18 protein-coding genes and 1 tRNA gene are annotated in these 17,827 nt (G+C 68.4%); 9 read left to right on the top strand and 10 right to left on the bottom strand.

All coding sequences use genetic code 11. From position 1 onward, the window contains the following. Positions 1-73 precede the first annotated feature (73 nt). The 3 genes from AC1RNC_RS19675 to AC1RNC_RS19665 all read right to left on the bottom strand — a co-directional run bounded on the left by AC1RNC_RS19675 (position 74) and on the right by AC1RNC_RS19665 (position 2,817). Complete coding sequence (locus tag AC1RNC_RS19675) at positions 74-1,927, bottom strand: cytochrome c biogenesis protein DipZ (protein ID WP_492887979.1); 1,854 nt, start codon at positions 1,925-1,927, stop codon at positions 74-76. A gap of 14 nt (positions 1,928-1,941) precedes the next feature. Beyond that, complete coding sequence (msrB, locus tag AC1RNC_RS19670; protein WP_492887978.1) at positions 1,942-2,406, bottom strand: peptide-methionine (R)-S-oxide reductase MsrB; 465 nt, start codon at positions 2,404-2,406, stop codon at positions 1,942-1,944. A gap of 90 nt (positions 2,407-2,496) precedes the next feature. Next, positions 2,497-2,817, bottom strand: a complete 321-nt coding sequence (locus AC1RNC_RS19665) for a c-type cytochrome (protein WP_492887977.1) — start codon at positions 2,815-2,817, stop codon at positions 2,497-2,499. A 514-nt stretch (positions 2,818-3,331) separates the two neighbouring features. Between AC1RNC_RS19665 and AC1RNC_RS19660 the strand changes: the two genes are divergently transcribed. From AC1RNC_RS19660 to AC1RNC_RS19630, 7 genes are read left to right on the top strand one after another with little or no spacing between them, the layout of a single operon-like run. Further along, positions 3,332-4,123 carry an ABC transporter permease gene (locus tag AC1RNC_RS19660; RefSeq protein WP_492887976.1) on the top strand — a complete coding sequence of 264 codons (792 nt, stop codon included), beginning with the start codon at positions 3,332-3,334 and terminating at the stop codon, positions 4,121-4,123. Between the two features lie 9 nt (positions 4,124-4,132). Then, positions 4,133-4,885 (top strand): ABC transporter ATP-binding protein, encoded by a 753-nt coding sequence (locus AC1RNC_RS19655; RefSeq protein ID WP_492887975.1) that lies wholly within the window; start codon positions 4,133-4,135, stop codon positions 4,883-4,885. Continuing rightward, complete coding sequence (locus AC1RNC_RS19650; RefSeq protein ID WP_492887974.1) at positions 4,882-5,826, top strand: class I SAM-dependent methyltransferase; 945 nt, start codon at positions 4,882-4,884, stop codon at positions 5,824-5,826. The genes AC1RNC_RS19655 and AC1RNC_RS19650 overlap by 4 nt, the downstream gene beginning before the upstream one ends. After that, positions 5,823-8,276: a glycoside hydrolase family 99-like domain-containing protein gene (locus AC1RNC_RS19645; protein WP_492887973.1), complete on the top strand. Its 2,454-nt coding sequence runs from the start codon at positions 5,823-5,825 to the stop codon at positions 8,274-8,276. The genes AC1RNC_RS19650 and AC1RNC_RS19645 overlap by 4 nt, the downstream gene beginning before the upstream one ends. Beyond that, positions 8,273-9,373: a glycosyltransferase family 61 protein gene (locus tag AC1RNC_RS19640; protein WP_492887972.1), complete on the top strand. Its 1,101-nt coding sequence runs from the start codon at positions 8,273-8,275 to the stop codon at positions 9,371-9,373. Before AC1RNC_RS19645 ends, AC1RNC_RS19640 begins: the two co-directional genes overlap by 4 nt. Before the next feature lie 9 nt (positions 9,374-9,382). Further along, positions 9,383-10,564, top strand: a complete 1,182-nt coding sequence (locus AC1RNC_RS19635) for a glycosyltransferase family 61 protein (protein WP_492887971.1) — start codon at positions 9,383-9,385, stop codon at positions 10,562-10,564. Next, positions 10,561-11,643 (top strand): esterase-like activity of phytase family protein, encoded by a 1,083-nt coding sequence (locus tag AC1RNC_RS19630; RefSeq protein WP_492887970.1) that lies wholly within the window; start codon positions 10,561-10,563, stop codon positions 11,641-11,643. The genes AC1RNC_RS19635 and AC1RNC_RS19630 overlap by 4 nt, the downstream gene beginning before the upstream one ends. Before the next feature lie 48 nt (positions 11,644-11,691). Here AC1RNC_RS19630 and AC1RNC_RS19625 read toward each other — a convergent pair whose 3' ends face one another. The 3 genes from AC1RNC_RS19625 to AC1RNC_RS19615 form a co-directional block, all read right to left on the bottom strand. Continuing rightward, on the bottom strand, positions 11,692-12,048 hold the full coding sequence (locus tag AC1RNC_RS19625; protein ID WP_492837265.1) for a response regulator: 357 nt from the start codon (positions 12,046-12,048) through the stop codon (positions 11,692-11,694). Beyond that, positions 12,045-13,139: a sensor histidine kinase gene (locus AC1RNC_RS19620; RefSeq protein ID WP_492887969.1), complete on the bottom strand. Its 1,095-nt coding sequence runs from the start codon at positions 13,137-13,139 to the stop codon at positions 12,045-12,047. The genes AC1RNC_RS19625 and AC1RNC_RS19620 overlap by 4 nt, the downstream gene beginning before the upstream one ends. A 443-nt stretch (positions 13,140-13,582) precedes the next feature. Continuing rightward, positions 13,583-14,086: a GNAT family N-acetyltransferase gene (locus AC1RNC_RS19615; protein WP_492887968.1), complete on the bottom strand. Its 504-nt coding sequence runs from the start codon at positions 14,084-14,086 to the stop codon at positions 13,583-13,585. 44 nt (positions 14,087-14,130) lie between these two features. On the opposite strand from AC1RNC_RS19615, the gene AC1RNC_RS19610 reads away from it, so the two are divergent. Continuing rightward, positions 14,131-14,424 (top strand): DUF6916 family protein, encoded by a 294-nt coding sequence (locus AC1RNC_RS19610; protein ID WP_492887967.1) that lies wholly within the window; start codon positions 14,131-14,133, stop codon positions 14,422-14,424. Between the two features lie 69 nt (positions 14,425-14,493). Here the strand turns inward: AC1RNC_RS19610 and AC1RNC_RS19605 are convergent, their stop codons facing one another. The 4 genes from AC1RNC_RS19605 to AC1RNC_RS19590 all read right to left on the bottom strand — a co-directional run bounded on the left by AC1RNC_RS19605 (position 14,494) and on the right by AC1RNC_RS19590 (position 17,563). After that, complete coding sequence (locus tag AC1RNC_RS19605) at positions 14,494-15,039, bottom strand: phage tail protein (RefSeq protein ID WP_492887966.1); 546 nt, start codon at positions 15,037-15,039, stop codon at positions 14,494-14,496. A 29-nt stretch (positions 15,040-15,068) separates the two neighbouring features. Beyond that, the gene (locus AC1RNC_RS19600) at positions 15,069-15,620 is read right to left on the bottom strand and encodes a phage tail protein (RefSeq protein WP_492887965.1); all 552 of its coding nucleotides are present in this window, start codon (positions 15,618-15,620) and stop codon (positions 15,069-15,071) included. A gap of 24 nt (positions 15,621-15,644) precedes the next feature. Next, positions 15,645-16,148 (bottom strand): phage tail protein, encoded by a 504-nt coding sequence (locus tag AC1RNC_RS19595; RefSeq protein WP_492887964.1) that lies wholly within the window; start codon positions 16,146-16,148, stop codon positions 15,645-15,647. 146 nt (positions 16,149-16,294) lie between these two features. Beyond that, positions 16,295-17,563 carry a dicarboxylate/amino acid:cation symporter gene (locus AC1RNC_RS19590; protein WP_492888262.1) on the bottom strand — a complete coding sequence of 423 codons (1,269 nt, stop codon included), beginning with the start codon at positions 17,561-17,563 and terminating at the stop codon, positions 16,295-16,297. A gap of 102 nt (positions 17,564-17,665) precedes the next feature. Between AC1RNC_RS19590 and AC1RNC_RS19585 the strand changes: the two genes are divergently transcribed. Beyond that, positions 17,666-17,742 (top strand) — tRNA-Arg (locus AC1RNC_RS19585). The last annotated feature ends 85 nt before the right edge of the window (positions 17,743-17,827 follow it).

The following is a 17,827-nucleotide window of genomic DNA, read 5'->3' as shown; positions in this document are numbered from 1 at the left end:
CCTCCAAACTGGCCGGGCGGCAGGCCGCGCACCCCGGCGTCAACTTCGAACAAGGCCCCGGCCCTGGGCCGGCTCAGCCGAACGTGAAAGCATAGGCCTGGGCGCCGGCGTCGAGGAACTGAATCTCGAAGGTGCGGTCGCCGATCGCACCCTTCTGCCGGACCAACTGATAGAGCCGCTGGCCGGTGATCACGCCATTGCCGGCCGCGTCGGTGTCCATGCCGTGGTTCGCGCCGGGCGGCTTGCCGTCGATCGTGACCCGGTAGCGGACCTTCGCGCCATTGGCCGCCGGACCCAGCACCAGGTGCAGGTCGCGGGCGTGGAAGCGATAGGCGATCTTGCCGCCCGGCGCGTTCAGGCCGGCTTGCTCGGCGCCGATGGTCCAGTCGCCGGCCAGGCCCCAGGCGTTGAGCTTCAGCGGCCCGGCCAGGGCGTAGACGTGGCGCGCGTCGCGCACCGCCCCGCCGGCCGAGGCGAAGTTTTCGGCGCGGTCATAGCCGACATAGGTCTCGGGCGAGCCGACGTCCTTGCCGTCCGAGGCCGCCTGGGCGCCGGTGGCCTTGACCGCCACCAGGCCGCCTTCGACCTCGACCTTACTACCCTTGGCGCGGCCGGCCTCGGCCAGCAGCTGCTGGATCACCCGCTCGGACTGGTCGTAGCCGCCTTCGCCGAAGTGGTGGTGGCGCACCCGGCCCTGGGCGTCGATGAAGTAGTGCGCCGGCCAGTACTGGTTCCCGAAGGCGCGCCAGATCGCGTAATTGTTGTCGACCGCCACGGGGTAGCCGATCTTCAGGTCGGCGACGGCCTTGCGGACGTTCTTGACGTCCTTCTCGAAGGCGAACTCCGGCGCGTGGACGCCGATCACCACCAGGCCCTGGTCCTTGTACTTCTCGGCCCAGGCGCGGACGTAGGGGATCGAGCGCAGGCAGTTGATGCAGGAATAGGTCCAGAAGTCGACGATCACGACCTTGCCCTTCAGCTGGGCCTTGGTCAGGGGCGGAGAGTTCAGCCAAGTCACCGCGCCGTCCAGGGCGGGCGCGGCGCCTTCGACCGGCAGGACCTCGCCCTGGCCGGGCTTGGCGCGCATCATCATCGCGCCGCCGGGAGCGCCGGACATCATGGCCGGATTGGCGGCCATCATGGCGGGACTGCCGCTCATCGCGTCACCGCTGGCGGGCAGCAGGACCGACTCCCGCTGAGGGTGCAGCTTGTTGACCAGGCCCTGCTCCAGCGCGGCTGTGCTGGTCTGCGAGACGCGGGTCAGGAAGCCGGTGTCGACACCCAGCGCGATGGCCGCGACGGCGACCAGGATCACCGCCCCGACGCCGCGCCGGATCCACTCGCTGGCGCCGAGCGAGCGCTTCATGGCCGTGAAGACCTTGCCGCCGACCAGCAGGGCCAGGCCCAGCGAGGTGGCCGCGCCGGCCGCGAAGGCGACCAGCAGCAGGGTCGTCTGGGCGTTGGCGCCCTGCAGCGCCGCGCCGGTCAGGATCAGGCCCAGCACCGGACCCGCGCACGGCGCCCACAGCAGGCCGGTGGCGACGCCGAGCAGGGCCGAGGCCAGGACGGTCGAGCCGCCGGCGGCCTCTTGCGCGTCGGCGCGCTGGGACAGCCGTCCGCCCAGGGCGACCAGCGGCCGGGTCAGGCGGTCGGCCAGGCTCGGGACCAGCAGGGTCAGGCCGAAGAAGGCCATCAGGGCCAGGGCCGCCCAGCGGCCGTACTGATTGACGCGCACCGCCCAGCCGCCGCCCACCGCCGCCAGGGTGGCGATCAGGGCGAAGGTCACGGCCATGCCGGCCAGCATTGGCAGGCCGCTACGGACGAACGGCTTGTCGGCGCGCGCGAACACGAACGGCAGGATCGGCAGGATGCACGGGCTGACGATGGTCAGCACGCCGCCCAGATAGGCCAGCAGGAACAGGATCATGGGAACGCGGACCTCTAGGCGGCGCGGAAGGTCAGGGCGACGCCGTTCATGCAGTAGCGCAGGCCAGTGGGCTTGGGACCGTCGTTGAACACGTGGCCCAGGTGACCGCCGCAGCGCCGGCAGTGGATCTCCGTGCCCCACATGATGCTGCCGCCCGCGCTCTTGGCCGTGGCGTTGGGCAGGGACTGCCAGAAGCTGGGCCAGCCGGTGCCGCTGTCGAACTTGGTGGTCGACGAGAACAGCGGCAGGTCACAGCCGCGGCAGCTGTACGTGCCCTTCCTGTAGTTCTTGTCGAGCGGGCTGGTCCCGGCGCGCTCCGTGCGGGCGTGGCGCAGCACCTCGTAGGCGTCCGGCGGCAGCATGCGCTTCCACTCGGCGTCGCTGCGGGTGACCTCGAACGTCTCGGCTTGGGCGCCGAAACCGGCCAGGCCGAAAGTGGCGAGGGCTCCGGTCGCCAGAAGGTGTCGTCGCGTCGTCATCGCAGATCTCCGTTTCGCCGCCCCGCGATCAGATACGTCGCGGCGAGCGGAAAGGTTACGCGCCGCTCGCTGCTTTCGCCGCGCCTCGCTTCAGCCGGGCTTGCCGTAGACCTTGGCCAGATAGGCCTGCGCCTGCTTGGCGTCGTCCTCGCTCAGCTCGGCGCCGTTGGCGCGCATGCGGTCGATGACGCTCGTCCACTCCTTCGCGGTGTGACGGGCTTCGGTGACCATGCCCAGGTCGTGGCACGACTGGCAGGTCTTGCTGACGATGGTCTTGCCAGGATCCACGCCCGCGTTGGCGGAGGGCGGGCTGGCCGACGTGTCGGCGGTCGTCGACGCGCCGGCGGTCGTAAATCCGCACGCCAGGGCGGTTCCGATCAGGAGCGCGTTTTTCAGAGACTTGCTGAACATGGTCTAACGGGCCTTCGCGTGTTGGCCTGCGCGGGACGGGGCGCCGGATTCGACCTCCGCCACGCCCAAATTGCTCAGGCCAGCATAGGGCGATCGTGTCGCAAATCCATGGCATTCAATGAGGACCCGATACGCGCCGCGAGCCCTTCCTCCATAGTCAAAGCTCGGCGACCAGCAGGTTGGGAACCCAGGCCAGGAACGAGATCGCGCGATACCAGGGCAGGAACGGCGGCGAGCCCAGCAAGAGGCCGGCTGGTTTTAGACCTGGCGGACGGCGGCGCGGCGCTCCGAATTCAAGGCTCTTGACTAAAGTTTTTACGCAACACGTGGTCCATCGACCTTCCAAAGCAATTGTCGGCCGGCTCGGGGCTCTGTAAGCAGGCCCCTTGCTGGTCGTCCCTCTCGGGCGCCCCCCCCCCGTGCGCGGCGTGCCGCGCTCGATTCTTTGGAAGACGGCCTGTTTATCCGGTTGGGATGGTAATCCGAACCGGACAGGCCTTGTGGAAGGTTACGGATGCCGAGTCCCTTGATGGCGGCGCTTAAGGATGTGGGAGACGGCGTTCGTCTCGCACCCCTGTGGTGGCGGCTCGGCCTGGACCAGACGGCCTCGCGCTTCCAGCGGTCGATCCTGGGTCCATTCTGGATGGCCTGCAACCTGCTGGTCGTCGCCTTCGCCCTGGCCTTCCTGGTCAGCGCCCTGATGGGCGTGGACATGTCGAAGAGTTATCCGCAGGTGGTGGCCGGCCTGCTGGCCTGGTCGCTGGTCGGGACGACCATCGCCGAGGCCCAGGCGATCTTCCTCTACAACGCCGGCCTGATGCAGAGCCAACGTCTGCCACTGACCTTCTATGTCTTCCTGCACGCCCAGAAGGCGGCGACGAATTTCCTGTTCCAGGCGATCGCGTTCTGGGTGGTGATGCTGGTCATCGGTCGGTTCGCCATGCCGCACTGGACGCTGATCCCGGCGGTCGCCCTGATGCTGGTCATCGTCTGCCTGCAGGGCTTCATCATCGCCGTGCCGTCGACCCGCTTCCGCGACGTGGCCTACATGATGAGCTACGTGGTCCAGCTGCTGTTCTACGTGACGCCGGTGTTCTGGATGACCGCCAATGTCAGCGCCAAGCACCGCTGGGTGGTCGAGCTGAACCCGCTGGCCCACCAGGTCGAGCTGCTGCGCGCGCCGCTGACCGGCCACGCGCCCGCCGCCATCGACTGGTATTGGACGCTGGGAACCACCGGCGTCCTCTTCGTGGTCGCCTTCGCGCTGCTGGCCTTGTTCCGCAAGCGCGTGGTCTTCTGGCTGTAGGAGACGGCGATGACGCACCAGATCAAGCTGACGAACGTCGACCTCGACTATTTCGTCTACAGCCTGCGCTCGCAGTCGCTGCGCAGCGCCGTGTTCAACCTCGCGGTCGGCGGCAAGATGTACAAGGCCGCCGGCGACGTCGCCGCGGTCAAGGCGCTGCACGACATCAATCTCGAGATCAACGAGGGCGACCGCATCGCCCTGGTGGGCCACAACGGCTCGGGCAAGACGACCCTGCTCAAGGTCATCGCCGGCATCTATCACCCGACGCGCGGCGAGCTGTCGATCGACGGGGACATCACCTCGATGATCGCCATCAACGCCGGTCTCGACATGGAGGCGACCGGCCTTCGCAACATCCACAAGCTGGGTCTGATGCGCCGGTTGTCGCGCAAGGTGATCGACAGCCGCATCGACGCCATCGCCGAGTTCTCGGGGCTGGGCGACTTTCTGCATCTGCCGGTGCGCACCTATTCGGCCGGCATGCAGGCGCGCCTGATGTTCGCCGTGGCCACGGAGTTCGAGGCCGACATCCTGGTGCTGGACGAGTGGCTCAGCGCCGGCGACGCCGCCTTCGTGCAGAAGGCCGCCGACCGCATGCAGCGCATGGTCGAGGACGCCAAGATCGTCGTCCTGGCCACCCACGACCACGACCTGGTCCGCCGGGTCTGCAATCGGGTCTGCGAACTGCAAGCCGGCAAGATCGTCTTCCTCGGCTCGACCGAGGACTGGCTTGTCCACCGCGAGGCCAGCGTCGCATGACCGCCCGTCGCCTCGACGCCCGTCTTCTGGCCCCCCGTCTTCTGGCTCACGAGGATCTTCGCGGCCTCGCGCCCGAGGTCTGGCTGGCGCGCCTGAAGCGCTCGGTCGTCGAGCGCGTCCAAGGCGGTCTGACCTATCCTGACTTCCCGTCGGCCGAGATCCAGCGCCAGTTCGTCGGCTCGGCCTATGAGGACGCGCTGGACGAGGCCGGCAAGTTCTACGCCTTCGCCCAGGAGGCCATGGCCGACCGCGCCTACAGGGGCTCGACGGGGCAAGGCTATCTGGACTTCGGCTGCGGCTGGGGCCGGATCGGCCGGTTCTTCCTGCGCGACTTCGACGCCAAGGACATGGTCGGGGTCGATATCGATCCGGACATGGTCGCCTTCTGCGCCGGGGCCGATCTGCCGGGCCGCTTCGAGACCATCGCCAACAGCCAGCCGCTGCCGTTCGCCGACGGCCAGTTCCGGCTGATCACGGCCTATTCGGTGTTCACCCACCTGCCGCCGCACCTGTTCCGCGCCTGGCTGGGCGAGCTGCTGCGCGTGCTGGCCCCCGGTGGCCAGTTGGTGTTCACGGTCGAGCCGCCGCGTTTCCTGGACATGGTCCAGGCCATCGAGCCCGACGCCGACAACGCCTGGATGGCGGCCCTGTCGGTCTACAAGGACCAGCTGCCCAAGCTGCGCGCCGACCTCGCCAACGAGGGCATCGCCTATCTGGCCTCGGGCGGCGGCGACTATCGCGGGCCGGACGTCTATGGCGAGGCGGTGGTGACGACCAAGTTCGTGGCCAGGCAAGCCGCCCCGCACGGCGGCGAGGTGGTGCGCTATATCGACGATCCGGCCCAGTTCTGGCAGGCGGCGGTGGTCATCCGCAAGCGCGACCCGAACGCGCCGCGAGGCTTCATCGCGCGGATGATCGCGCGGCTCACGGGCAAGGCATGAGCGCCCTGCCGGCAGGTCTCAAGCCCGGCCGCGACGTCACGGTCCAGGGCCTGGACGCCCAGGGGCGGACGATCCTGGCGGCGGCCGGCGGCGATCCGCAGATGGTCTGGACCCCGACCCGCGCGCAGCGCTCGGGCCTGCGCGCGGCCAAGGCCGTGCGGATCGACCTGAAGCTGGAGGCCACTGACGGCCAGTTGGTCGGCCCGGCCCTCTATGCCGACTGGGGCGACGGCTTTTCCGAGGACTCCTACACGCGGCTGAAGGCCGGCCCGGACGGCTGGTTCGCCTCGCTGCCGGCGCGCAGCTTCCAGCTGATCGGCGTGCGGCTCGACCCGTCCGAGGGCGAATGCCGGTTCACCGTGTCCGACTTCAAGGTCACGCGCATCGGCGACCTGGGCAAGGATCCCCGCGGCCTGCGCGGAGCGGCGATCCAGGCGATCAAGCCGCTGCTGGGTCCGCTGCGCGGACCGGCCGGCGCGGCTTGGCGGCGTGGCCGAGCGCTGCTGCAAGGCTCGCGGGGCCCCCGTTTCGCTGGCGACGCCGGACCCGTGCAGGCGACCTATGCCCACGCGATCGCGGTTTCGAAGAACCTGCGCAGCCCGCACTTCGCGGCCCCGATCACCGCCCCGATCACCTTGCCGGCCGACGCGCCGAAGCTCATCGCTTTCTACCTGCCGCAATTTCATCCGTTCACGGAGAATGACCTCTGGTGGGGCAAGGGCTTCACCGAGTGGACCAACGTCTCCAAGGCCCAGCCGCAGTTCTTGGGCCACTACCAGCCGCGCCTGCCGGCGGATCTGGGCTTCTACGACCTGCGCCAGCGCGAGGTGTTGGCCCAGCAGATCGACCTGGCCAAGGGCGCCGGCGTCTCGGCCTTCTGCTTCCACTACTACTGGTTCGCCGGCAAACGCCTGCTGGAACGGCCGATCGAGCTCTATCTGGCCGATCCGACCCTGGATCTGCCGTTCGCCCTCTGCTGGGCCAACGAGAACTGGACCCGGCGTTGGGACGGCGACGAGAGCGACGTCCTGATGGGCCAGGACCACTCGCCCGAGGACGACCGCGCCGTGTTCGAGGACATGGCGCGCTACATCCGCGACCCGCGCTACCTGAAGGTCGGCGGCAAGCCGGTGCTGGTGCTGTATCGCCCGGAAATCCTGCCCGACAGCAAGGCCACCACCGACCGTTGGCGCGACCAGGCGCGGGCCATGGGGCTGGGCGAACTGCACCTGCTCTGCACGACGGCGTTCGGCTTCCAGGACTATGCCTCGCACGGCTTCGACGGGATCATCGACTTCCCGCCGCACGCCATCGTCGAAGGCGAGATCACCCGGCAGGTGACGCCCCTGCACGCGAACTTCACCGGCAAGGTCTATGACTATCCGGTCGTCGTGCAATCCAAGCTGGACGAGCTGGCCGCCGTTCCGGACGCCTTCGTGCCGGGCGTCATGCCGGGCTGGGACAACCAGGCGCGCAAGCCCTGGGCCGGCCACGCCTTCCACAACGCCGATCCGGAAAGCTACCTGACCTGGCTGTCGGGCGCGCTGAAGCACGCGCGGGCCAAGCATCCGGCGGGCCAGGCGATGGTCTTCGTCAACGCCTGGAACGAGTGGGGGGAAGGCGCCTATCTCGAGCCCGACCGCTGGTTCGGCCACGGCTATCTGCACGCCACCCGCACCGCGCTGGCCGCCTACGCGCCGCGCCTGACCGACGCCCATCCGCTGGTCGCCCAGGCGCAGGCCGGGTTCGCCAAGCGGGCCGAGGCGGTGACCCTGCTGCACCTGTTCTATCCGGAACTGATCGACTGGTTCGCCCAGCGTCTGGCCGCCACGGCCGATGTGCTGGACCTGATGATCACCGTGCCGGAGACCTGGGACGAGGCCGACCTGGCCCGCGTTCGCAAGGCGTTCCCGGCCGCGCACCTGGCCATCGCCGAGAACCGGGGCCGCGACATCCGGCCGTTCGTCGAGACGCTGCGCCGCGCCAAGGTCCTGGGCTATTCGGTGTTCTGCAAGCTGCACTCCAAGCGCTCGCCGCATCGGGCCAAGGGCGACCAGTGGCGCGCGGAACTGGTCGATGGCCTGCTGGGCGGCGAGGCGGCGGCCCTGGCCTTGCGCGCCTTCGCTCAGGACCCAAGACTAGGCCTGCTGGCGTCGTCAGAGGCGCGGATGCGGATCGGCGATCCGGACGTGATGGACAATAACCGCGCGACCGTCGAACGCTTGGCCGCCCGCATGGGCCTGAAGCCCCGGCCCGAGACGCCGTTCGCGGCCGGCTCGATGTTCTGGGGACGGACGGAGGCCTTCGCGCCGCTGTCCGACCTGACCGACGCCGAGATCGGTTTCGAGCCCGAGCTGGGGCGTGTCGACGGCACCACGGCGCACGCGATCGAGCGGCTGACCGCCGCTATCGTCGCCCGCGCCGGCTATCGCGCGAGCTTCGAACTGTGAGCCCGATCAAGCGTCTGGTCCGCCGGGTCGGCCGCAAGCTGAAGGCTCTGGTTCCTGAACCGCCGCCGCCGTCAGGCCTGCTGCTGACCACGGTCGAGGAGGGCGAGGCCCTGTCGCGTGTCGCTGATCCCCTGAACGGACGACCCGGAGCGATCGGCGCGGCGGGCGATGGCTTCGACCTGGCGCGGGTCGAGACCGCCTGGTGCGCGCCGGCCTTCGGCGTGGTGCTCGACGAGGCCGGACGCGTCTTCGCCGGCACGGCTCGCGAGGCGCGTCGATTGACCCCGACTCTGGATCGCATCCCAAGCGCCCGGCGCGAGGACGGCGAGACGCGGCTGGTCCCGCCGGACGACGCCCAGAGTCTGTCCGCCGCTACCGTTTTCATGGGGTGGGGCGCGGCCCATAACTACGCCCAGTTCCTGCTGAGCGCGTTGCCGACCCTGCTGGCGGCCGAGCGCGCGGGCGCCTTGGCGCGCTTTCCGGCCATCGCCCCGCCGCTGTCGCCCTGGCACACCGATCTCCTGGCCCTCGCCGACGCCCCTTCACCGACCGTGGTCGACGCGCCGCTGGTCAAGCTGAGCGAGGCCGTGTTCCTGACACCGACCGCGCCGCGCCCTGGGCTGGACGCCGTCCGCACCCGGATTCTGGCCCAGGTCGCGCCGGCCGCCGACGCGCGCCGGATCTATGTCAGCCGCCAGGGCTCCCTGAAGGCGCCGCACGAGACCGAGGCCTGGCTGGAAGAGGGCCTGGCCGCGCGCGGCTTTACGATCGTCCGGCCCGAGACGGCTTCAGTCCGCGAGCTGGTCGCCCTGTTCCGCGGCGCGGAGGTCATCGTCGCTGCGTCGGGCACGATCCTGGCCAATGTCCTGTTCTGCGCGCCCGGTTCCAAGGTCATCGAGATCCAGCCCACCCCGCCGGCCGAGCCCTGGGCTCGCGACCTGGCCGTTCAGGTCGGCGCCGTGTGGCATGGCTTCGTGTCCGGGACAGGGATCATCCCGCCCGAAATCCCGCTGGAGCCACGCCTGCGCCCGGCCTCGGCCTATGGCTGGCGGCTGGACGTGACCGCCTTCCTGGCCTTCCTCGACGGGCTGATCTAGGACTCCAGGGTGGCCTCTTCGATCGATCTTTCCGGCGGCGAGCAGGTTCCCCTGGCCCAGGCCCTGCACGGCCCCGACCGGGTGGCGCGCACGCTGCTGATGCGGGGCGGCGCGCCGATCCCGCCGCGTCCGATGCTGTGGCCCTGCGCCGGCGACATGCTGAATGGCCTGCACGCGCTGGGCGACCTGGTCTCGCCCGACGTCGATCTGTTGGTCGCCAAGCGCGTCGTGGCCGGCGGCACCGGCGCCCACCTGAAGCTGGACGGCCAGCTGATCTACGCGGAGGGCGCGTACCCCTACTACATCAAGCACTGGTACGATCACGACATCACGCGGCCGGCCTGGGACTTCGACGCGCCGGTGCGGATCAGGCTGGACCGGGCCTTCGTGATCACACACTTCAACTTCGTCTGGGGTCACTGGCTGACCGAGATGTATCCGAAGCTGTTCGTGATCCGGGCCCTGAACGCCGCCGGGATCACCGCGCCTCTGGTGCTTCCACGCACCGCGCCGGGCTATGTCTTCAAGATCATCCGGATGATGCTGCCGGCGCAGGAGATCGTCACCTACGACCATCGCGACGAGGCGGTCGAGATCGGCGCGGCCCTGCTGCCGCACATGCTGCACCACAATTACAGCTTCCACGACTTTCTGCGCTGGAGCCTGGAGCGCGAGGCGCTGGCCTGGCCGCGCGGGACCGGCGACGACATGATCTTCGTCAGCCGGGGCGGGGTACGCACCAGCCAGTCGTTCCGCGAGTTGGCCAACGAGGACGAGATCGAGGCCATCGCCCAGGATCTCGGCCTTATCCTGCTTCGCCCCGAGACCAAGAGTTGGGCCGAGCAGGCGCGGATCTTCTCACGGGCGCGGCTGGTGGCGGGGGAGTTCGGCTCGGGCCTGCATAATGCGCTCCTGTCGCCCGAAGGCTGCCAGGTGGTGTCGATGAACTGGCTGGTCGAGGTGCAGTCGCGGATCGCCAACTTCCGCCGCCACGATGTCGGCTACATCCTGCCCGCCGACGGCGAGGCGCGCCTCTACACGATCGCGCCGCAGGAGAACCAGCCGTTCACAATCGACCCCGACGAGTTCCGCCGCAAGTTGAGCATCGCGGTCGAGCGGGCCGAGACCCGCAAGGCCATGGCCGGCTGGGATGACGGCCCGCCGCCTGGCGAGCCGGAGTTCCTGCTGTGAAGGCGCTGATCCTCGCCGCCTTGCTGGCCGCCACGCCCGCCGTGGCGGCCGAGCGCGTGTCGCTGCTCAAGGCCTGCGAGACCCCGAAGGGGATCGAATTCCAGGGCGGCGGCTATGGCGGGATCTCGGGCATCGACTACGACCCGCGCGCCAAGCTCTGGGCTTTCATCAGCGACGACAAGTCCGAGCACGGGCCGTCGCACTTTTTCCTCGGCAAGCTGGACGTGCGGCCGGGCAAGGCCTGTGGCCCGGAGCTGACGGCGATGGTTCCGTTGCGCCGCGAGGACGGCGAGACCTTCCCCGACCGCAAGGCCGGGACGGAGGCGGCGGACGGCGAGGCGATCCGCTTCGATCCGCTGGGCGCCGACTTGGTCTGGTCGACCGAGGGCGACTTCGATCACGGCTATCCGCCGGCCATCCGGCGGATGAAGGTCGACGGGACGCCGGTCGAGCGGTGGGCGGCGCCGGACGCCCTGACCTTCCACGACGGCGGCAAGACCGGCGCGCGCAAGAACGCCACCACCGAGGGGATCAGCTGGTCCGCTGACGGACGATCCTTGTGGATGTCGATGGAGGGGCCGCTGGTCCAGGACGGCCCGATCCCGTCGGTGGCCGAGGGAGGGTTGACCCGGCTGAGCCGCCTGGACCGGTCGGGCAAGCTCGTCGCCCAGTACGCCTATCGCATCGATCCGGTGCAGGTCGCCTCCCCGGTCGGCGTCGGCGACAACGGAATCAGCGAGATCCTGACCCTCGACGATCACCGCCTGCTGGTGCTGGAGCGCTCGGGGATCAAGCATGCCGACGGTCACTACAGTTACCACGTCCGCCTCTACCTCGCCGATGTGGGCGGGGCGCGGGACGTCTCGAAGGTGGACAGCCTGTTGGCGACGCCGGTCCGGCCGGTGGAGAAGCGGCTGCTGCTGAACTTCGACCGGCTCGGGATCCGGATCGACAATCTGGAGGCCATGGCGTGGGGGCCACGCCAGGCGGACGGGGCTCGGACCCTCGTCCTGGCCTCGGACGACAACTACGACGCCAGGCAGATCAATCAGATCCTGGTGCTGCGGTTCACGCGGTAGGACGGGGCGGCCTCTCGACCGCCACGAGAGCGGCCGCCGAGCGACCGCCTAGTTCGCCCGGAACTTACGGACGGCCTGGCGCAGGGCGCCGACATTGATCGGCTTGGCCAGCACCTCGACGCCCTCGAAGCCCTTGCGCGGCAGGTCGCCATAGCCGGTGGCGAACACGAACGGCACGCCTTGCTCGCGCAACGCCTCGGCGACGGGAAAGACCATCTCGCCGCCGATGTTGACGTCCAGCACCGCGCCGTCGGGTTGCGGCTGGCCACTGCCCAGAAAGGCCAGGGCGTCGTGCACCGCGCCGAACGAGCCGGCGATCTCGTAGCCCAGGTCGCCGAGCATGTCCTCGACCATCATGGCCACCAGGGCCTCGTCCTCGACGATCATCACCTTGGAGGGTTTCATGCGGCCAGGCTCACCCGCTCCGACAAGGGCGCGCGTAAAGTGTAGACGAAGCCCGACGTGGCGAAGTCGACGGTGGCCGCGCCGCCCAGATCGCGGGCCAGGCCGCGTTGGATCATCTGCGAGCCGAAGCCGCGGCGTTCGGGTAGGCCGGCCACCGGCGGACCGCCGACCTCGCGCCAGGTCAGGGTGAGCATCGGCGGCGCGGCGGCCTCGTCGACCAACCAGCGGATCACCACCCGACCTTCGGATGTCGACAGAGCGCCATACTTCGCCGCGTTCACGGCCAACTCGTGCAGGGTCATGTGGACCGAGACCGAGGTCTCGGCGCTGAAAGTAATGGCCGGGCCGACGATGTCGAAGCGCTCGGCCCGATCGACCCTGAACGGGGCCAGGGCCTTGTCCAGGATCTCGTGCATCTGGGCGCGGCCCCAGGCGCGGCGGGTCAGCAGCTCGTGGGCCTGGGACAGCGCCAGGAGGCGGTCCTCGAACACCTCGGCGAAGGCTTCGGGCGAGGGGGTGGCGCGGAGGGTCTGACGGGAGATCGACTGAACGATGGCCAGGGTGTTCTTCACCCGGTGATCCAGTTCCTGCAGCAGGAACGTGCCATGGTGGCGGGCGTCGACCAGGCTGTCGTGCAGCCGGCCGCTTTCCAGGGCCGAGGCGGTGGCGCGGGCGATGACCTGCAGCTTCTGCACGGTCTCCGGCGAGGGCGTATGCGATTCGGCCCAGTAGGCGCCGATCGCGGCCACGGGCTCCTCCATCCGCACCGGCGTCATCACCAGGCTTTTGACGAAGGTCGGGCGGTAGGCGTCGTGCGGGACGCGGTCGTCCAGATAGATGTCGGGGATCACCACCGTTTGGCGGTTAAGCATCGCCCAGCCGGAGATGCAGGCGGTCAGGGGAAAGCGCTTACCCTTCCACAGCGGGCCGATCGCATCCTCGTCGAAGTACCAGCACTGCTCGTTGTCACGCAGGACGAAGGCCACGCCGTCGGCGCCAGAGATGCGTCGGGCCGCCTTGCGAACGACGTCCGCCACCTCGGCGAGCGTGCGCGTCGCCGACAGGGCTTCGATCGTTTCGATGAGCGTCATCAGGCCCGTATCGGGCGCCGCAACCTCGTCTCGGAGCGCTAAGTCCAGCATGTCTCCAGCGTTGCACGTTGATTGTGGTTGAAACCCTAACATGCGGACGGCGCCGGACAAGCCGAGCCGCTAGCCGGCGATGCTCGCGATCGCACATGCGTGTGAGTCGAGCCCACGTTCAAAGGCCTTCGGAGTGGGGGCGAACGGGGCGGGGGCCTTTGCAGAAGGCTTACGCGGCAAGGCTTTGGCGAGTATTTGCGCTTTTCGGGCGCGAGGGGAAGCGGGGCGAGAGCGGCCCGGAACGACCGATTTCACCCCGCATGTCGCGCGTCAAACGGCCGCGGCGAACAGCGATCGTTTCACGACGGCGTCGTGGAGGCGACCCTGGAGGCCTCCGCGCCCGAAATGCGTCGCCACGCGGGCGTCGAGCAGCATGCCCCCGTGGCTCTTCGTCAGGACGCGGCTGTCCAGCGCATCTCGCGATAGACGCCATCGTCCGCGATCGTCTTGAAGCCCAGGCGGACATAGAGCGCCGCGGCCCGCGCATTGTCGCACGCCACCTGCAGCGCGAGCGGCGCCCCGGCCGCGCGGGCCTCGTCCATCAGCGCGCCGATCAGGATCGAGCCCAGGCCCTTGCTCCGCCAGGCCGGCGCCAGGGCGATATCGACGAGACGCACACGGTCGCTCGTCCGGTCACTGAGCAGACGTCCGACGGATACGCCATCCACCTCGATGATCTCGCGGCGCGCGGCGGGATACTGGGCGGCGTAGCTGGCGCTCTGGGCCAGGAACTGCTGGCGCATCAGCGTGTCCAGCATCGGGGCGGGCAGGTTCAACGGCGCGAAGTGCGGGGCGCGGGCGGCGATGAACAGGTTCAGCAGCAGCGTCTGATCGGACGCGGCTTCGGCGCGACGGACGGGCGGCGCTACTTTGCCTTCCAGGTGGTTAGACGTCATAGTTGAGTCTCAAAAAAGCAGAGCCCGTAACGAGCGCCCATTCGATGTCAGATGCTTTCGTCGTTCTCACCGCTGACCATTTCTCACCGCACGTCGGCGCGCCTTTCCAGTTGGGCGACACCGAGCTGTCGCTGACCCTGGTCGAGGTTGACGTCCAGGACGCGCCAGCCGGCGAGCGCGCGCCCTTCACCCTGGTTTTCCGGGGCCCCAAGTCGCCCTGGGCGCCGGAGAACATGTGGATGCTGAAGGGGCCGGACGGCGCGGCGCACGAACTCTATATCGCGCCGATCCACACCCCGGAGCCCGGCTGGCAGGACTATCAGGCCGTGTTCAACTGAGCCGTCTTCAGACGAGATCGTCCGCGCTCCTCCTTGGGAGAAAGAGCGCGCATCCCCTCGTTGTCGAGATCAGTTGCGCGACGGGAAGATGCCGTTGAGCGCGATACAGACGGTCAGCGCCAGGAAGGGCTGGCGGTTCTCGTGCGGTTGCGAGCCGCCTTGGGAGCCCAGCGCGCGCGGGTCCATGGGCGTCAGGCTCGCGGTGTTGGCGCTATAGGGCAGGAAGGGCGGGGTCGAGCCGGAGCTGGCCTTGCCCGCGGCGTTGCCGAGGATCGTATTGTTCGTCGGCAGAGAGACGTTGCTCGTCCCGGCGACGCTGGTGTTGGCGTTGAGGACGTGGAGATGCTGTGGCATCTCGTTGCTGATCAGCGTGTGCGAATACTCGCCGAGCACCGCGCCCAGAACCAGGTCCTGGCTTGTGTGCAGGGGGGTGCGGGTGCGCAGGTCGGGAAGGGCGAAGTTGTTGACGCCGTTGCCCCCGTAGGTCGTTCCCAGAAGCGAAAATAGCGCCTGGTTCTGCTGGATGGACAGTAGCTGACCGTTGCACAGCGCCCAGTTCTTGGGCGCGAAGTTGAAACTCATGATGCGAAGTTCGCCCATGTAAGGTTGGCTCATGGCGATGCGCTCCGAAAGTTTGAGGGCGGCTAGTTGCGCGCCGGGAAGACGCCACGCAGCGCGATGCAGTAGTTCAGCACCAGCGAAGGCATCATGTTGTTGTGGGGCAGGCTTCCGCCGGCGACCCCGATCGACTGCGGGGGCATCTGCACGTCGGGCGCGCCGGTGCTGTACATCAGGCCCTGGCTGTTAGACTGGAAGTTGCCCGAAAAGGCGCGCGCCAGCTGGTTGTTGGTCGGCGTCAGCGTCGTGCCGTTGGCGCTGGAGACCGACAGGCCGTGCGTGTGCAGCGGCATTTCGCTCTGCAGCAGGGTCACGTTTTCCGACCCGCCGGTCTGGCCAAGGTCGTAGACGCTGAGCCCCGGGCCCGGCTGGTTGCGGCCGGTATGGAGCGCCGCCAGGCCCATCAGGTTGGGCAGCGCGAAGTTGCTGGTGCCGTTGCCACCATAGGTCGTGCCCAGCAATGAGAAGAGCGCGGTGTTCTGCTGGATCGGCAACAGCTGGCCGTTGCAGAGCGCCCAGTTTGCCGGCGCGAAGTTGAAGGCGAAGATGCGGATTTCCGCGACGAACTGATCGGACATGAAGATTTCCTCGAGCTGGCGCGGTCAGTTCTGCGACGGATAGATGCCGTACAGCGAGATGATGAAGTTCACCGCTAGGTACGGTTGCATGTTCTCGTGCGGTTGCGAGCCGCCGCTGGAAAGCGTGCTGGCGCCGGAGGTGACGACCTGGGTCCCGCCGTAAGTCCCATAGGGATAAAGGGTGCTTCCGCCGGGGCCGCCCGCCGCGAGCATCGTGCTGGCCGTGGGCGCGCCCGTATCGCCCGTGGCCGTGGTGGCCGCGACCGGGTGCGTGTGCTGCGGAATCTGGCTGGTCGTCAGGGTGACGGTTTCCACGCCGCCCTGCTGGCCGATGACGTAAGTGTTGCCCTGCGACGCGCCCCAGTGGGTCACGACCCGTCCGCGCAGGTCGGGAATGCCGAACGTGTTCTGGCCGTCGCCGCCGTACGTCGTGCCGATCAGGTTGTAGAGCGTGTCGTTCTCGGCGATCGACATCAGTTGTCCATCGCAGAAGGCCCAGCCGACCGGAGGAAAGTTGCCTCCGAACATGCGGATTTCGCCAATATAGGGCTGACTCAAGACGGGCCTCCTCCAGGATCCAGCGAACGCTGATTTTTGGTCAGGATAGGGGCTGCGCGCAGATAGTACAGAGAAAGAGATCGCCCTATGGGCGCATTTTCTCGGCGGGGCGGCGATCAGGGCGCGGCGGCTCCCGGAGTCGCGGTCTCGCCGTGCAGAACCTGCCTGAGACGCTCCCGATCCAGGGCGCCCTCCCACCGCGCGACGACCAGGGTCGCCACGCCGTTGCCGACCAGATTGGTCAGAGCCCGGCACTCGCTCATGAAGCGGTCGACGCCGACCAGCACGGCCAGCGCCGCGATCGGGATGTCGGGCACGACCGCCAGGGTCGCGGCCAGGGTGATGAAGCCCGCGCCCGTGACGCCGCTGGCGCCCTTCGAGGTCAGCATGGCCACGCCCAGCAGGGCCAGCTCCTGGCCCAGGCCGATGTGGGTGTTGGTCGCCTGGGCCAGGAACAGGGTGGCCAGGGTCATGTAGATGTTGGTGCCGTCCAGATTGAAGCTGTAGCCCGTCGGGATCACCAGGCCGACCACCGAACGGCGCGCGCCGGCGTTCTCCAGCTTCATCATCATCTGCGGCAGCACCGACTCCGACGAGCTGGTGCCCAGCACGATCAGCAGTTCCTCGCGGATATAGGCCAGGAACCGCAGGATCGAGAAGCCGCAGGCCCAGGCGATCAGGCCCAGCACCACCAGCACGAACAGCAGCGAGGTGACGTAGAAGGTCGCCACCAGCGCCCCCAGCTGGATCAGGGCGCCGATCCCGTACTTGCCGATCGTGAAGCCCATGGCCCCGAACGCGCCCAGCGGCGCCAGGCGCACCACCACCTGGATAATGCCGAAGAACAGCTTGGCCGCGTCCTCCAGCACATTGGCCACCTTGTCGCCGAAGTCGCCCAGCCGCGTGCAGGCGAAGCCCGTCAGGATGGCGATCAGCAGCACCTGCAGCAGATTGCCCTCGGAGAAGGCCCCGAAGAAGGTGTCGGGGATCAGGTGCAGCAGATAGGCGACCAGGCCCTCGCCGTGCTTGGCCTTCTCAAGATAGCCGGCGGCGATCGACGGATCGAGCGTCTTGGGATCGATGTTGAAGCCGGCGCCCGGCTTCAGGGTGCGCCCGACCAGCAGGCCCAACACCAGGGCCAGGGTCGAGACGATCTCGAAATAGAGCAGGGCTTTGACGCCCACCCGGCCGAACGCCTTGATGTCCCCCATCCGGGCGATGCCGCCGGCCACGGTGCAGAAGATCACCGGCGCGATGACCAGCTTGATCAGCTTGATGAAGCCGTCGCCCAGCGGTTTGACCGCCACCCCGATCTTCGGCCACAGCGCGCCGACCAGTATGCCCAAGGCGATGGCGATCAGGACCTGGACATAGATCGATTTCAGATGTCGCACCGCGTTCGTCCCCCGGGAGCTCCGCCCAAGCCATTCGGACGGGCTTCGCACGCCCGCCATCTTGCGCTATTGACCCTGCGCCTCGCACGCGAAGGCCCAGTAGCTCAGCAGGATAGAGCAGCGCTTTCCTAAAGCGAAGGTCGGGGGTTCGAGTCCCTCCTGGGCCGCCAGCGCTTTATGTCGTTACAACCTAACGCTGGCCCAACGACAACTTAACGCCGACCAAGGTGCGACAGTCGCATCTTTGGCCTTACA

The organism is Caulobacter sp. GW822-FHT01G02 (genome assembly GCF_058802865.1).
This window is presented reverse-complemented; position numbering and strand designations above follow the sequence as displayed.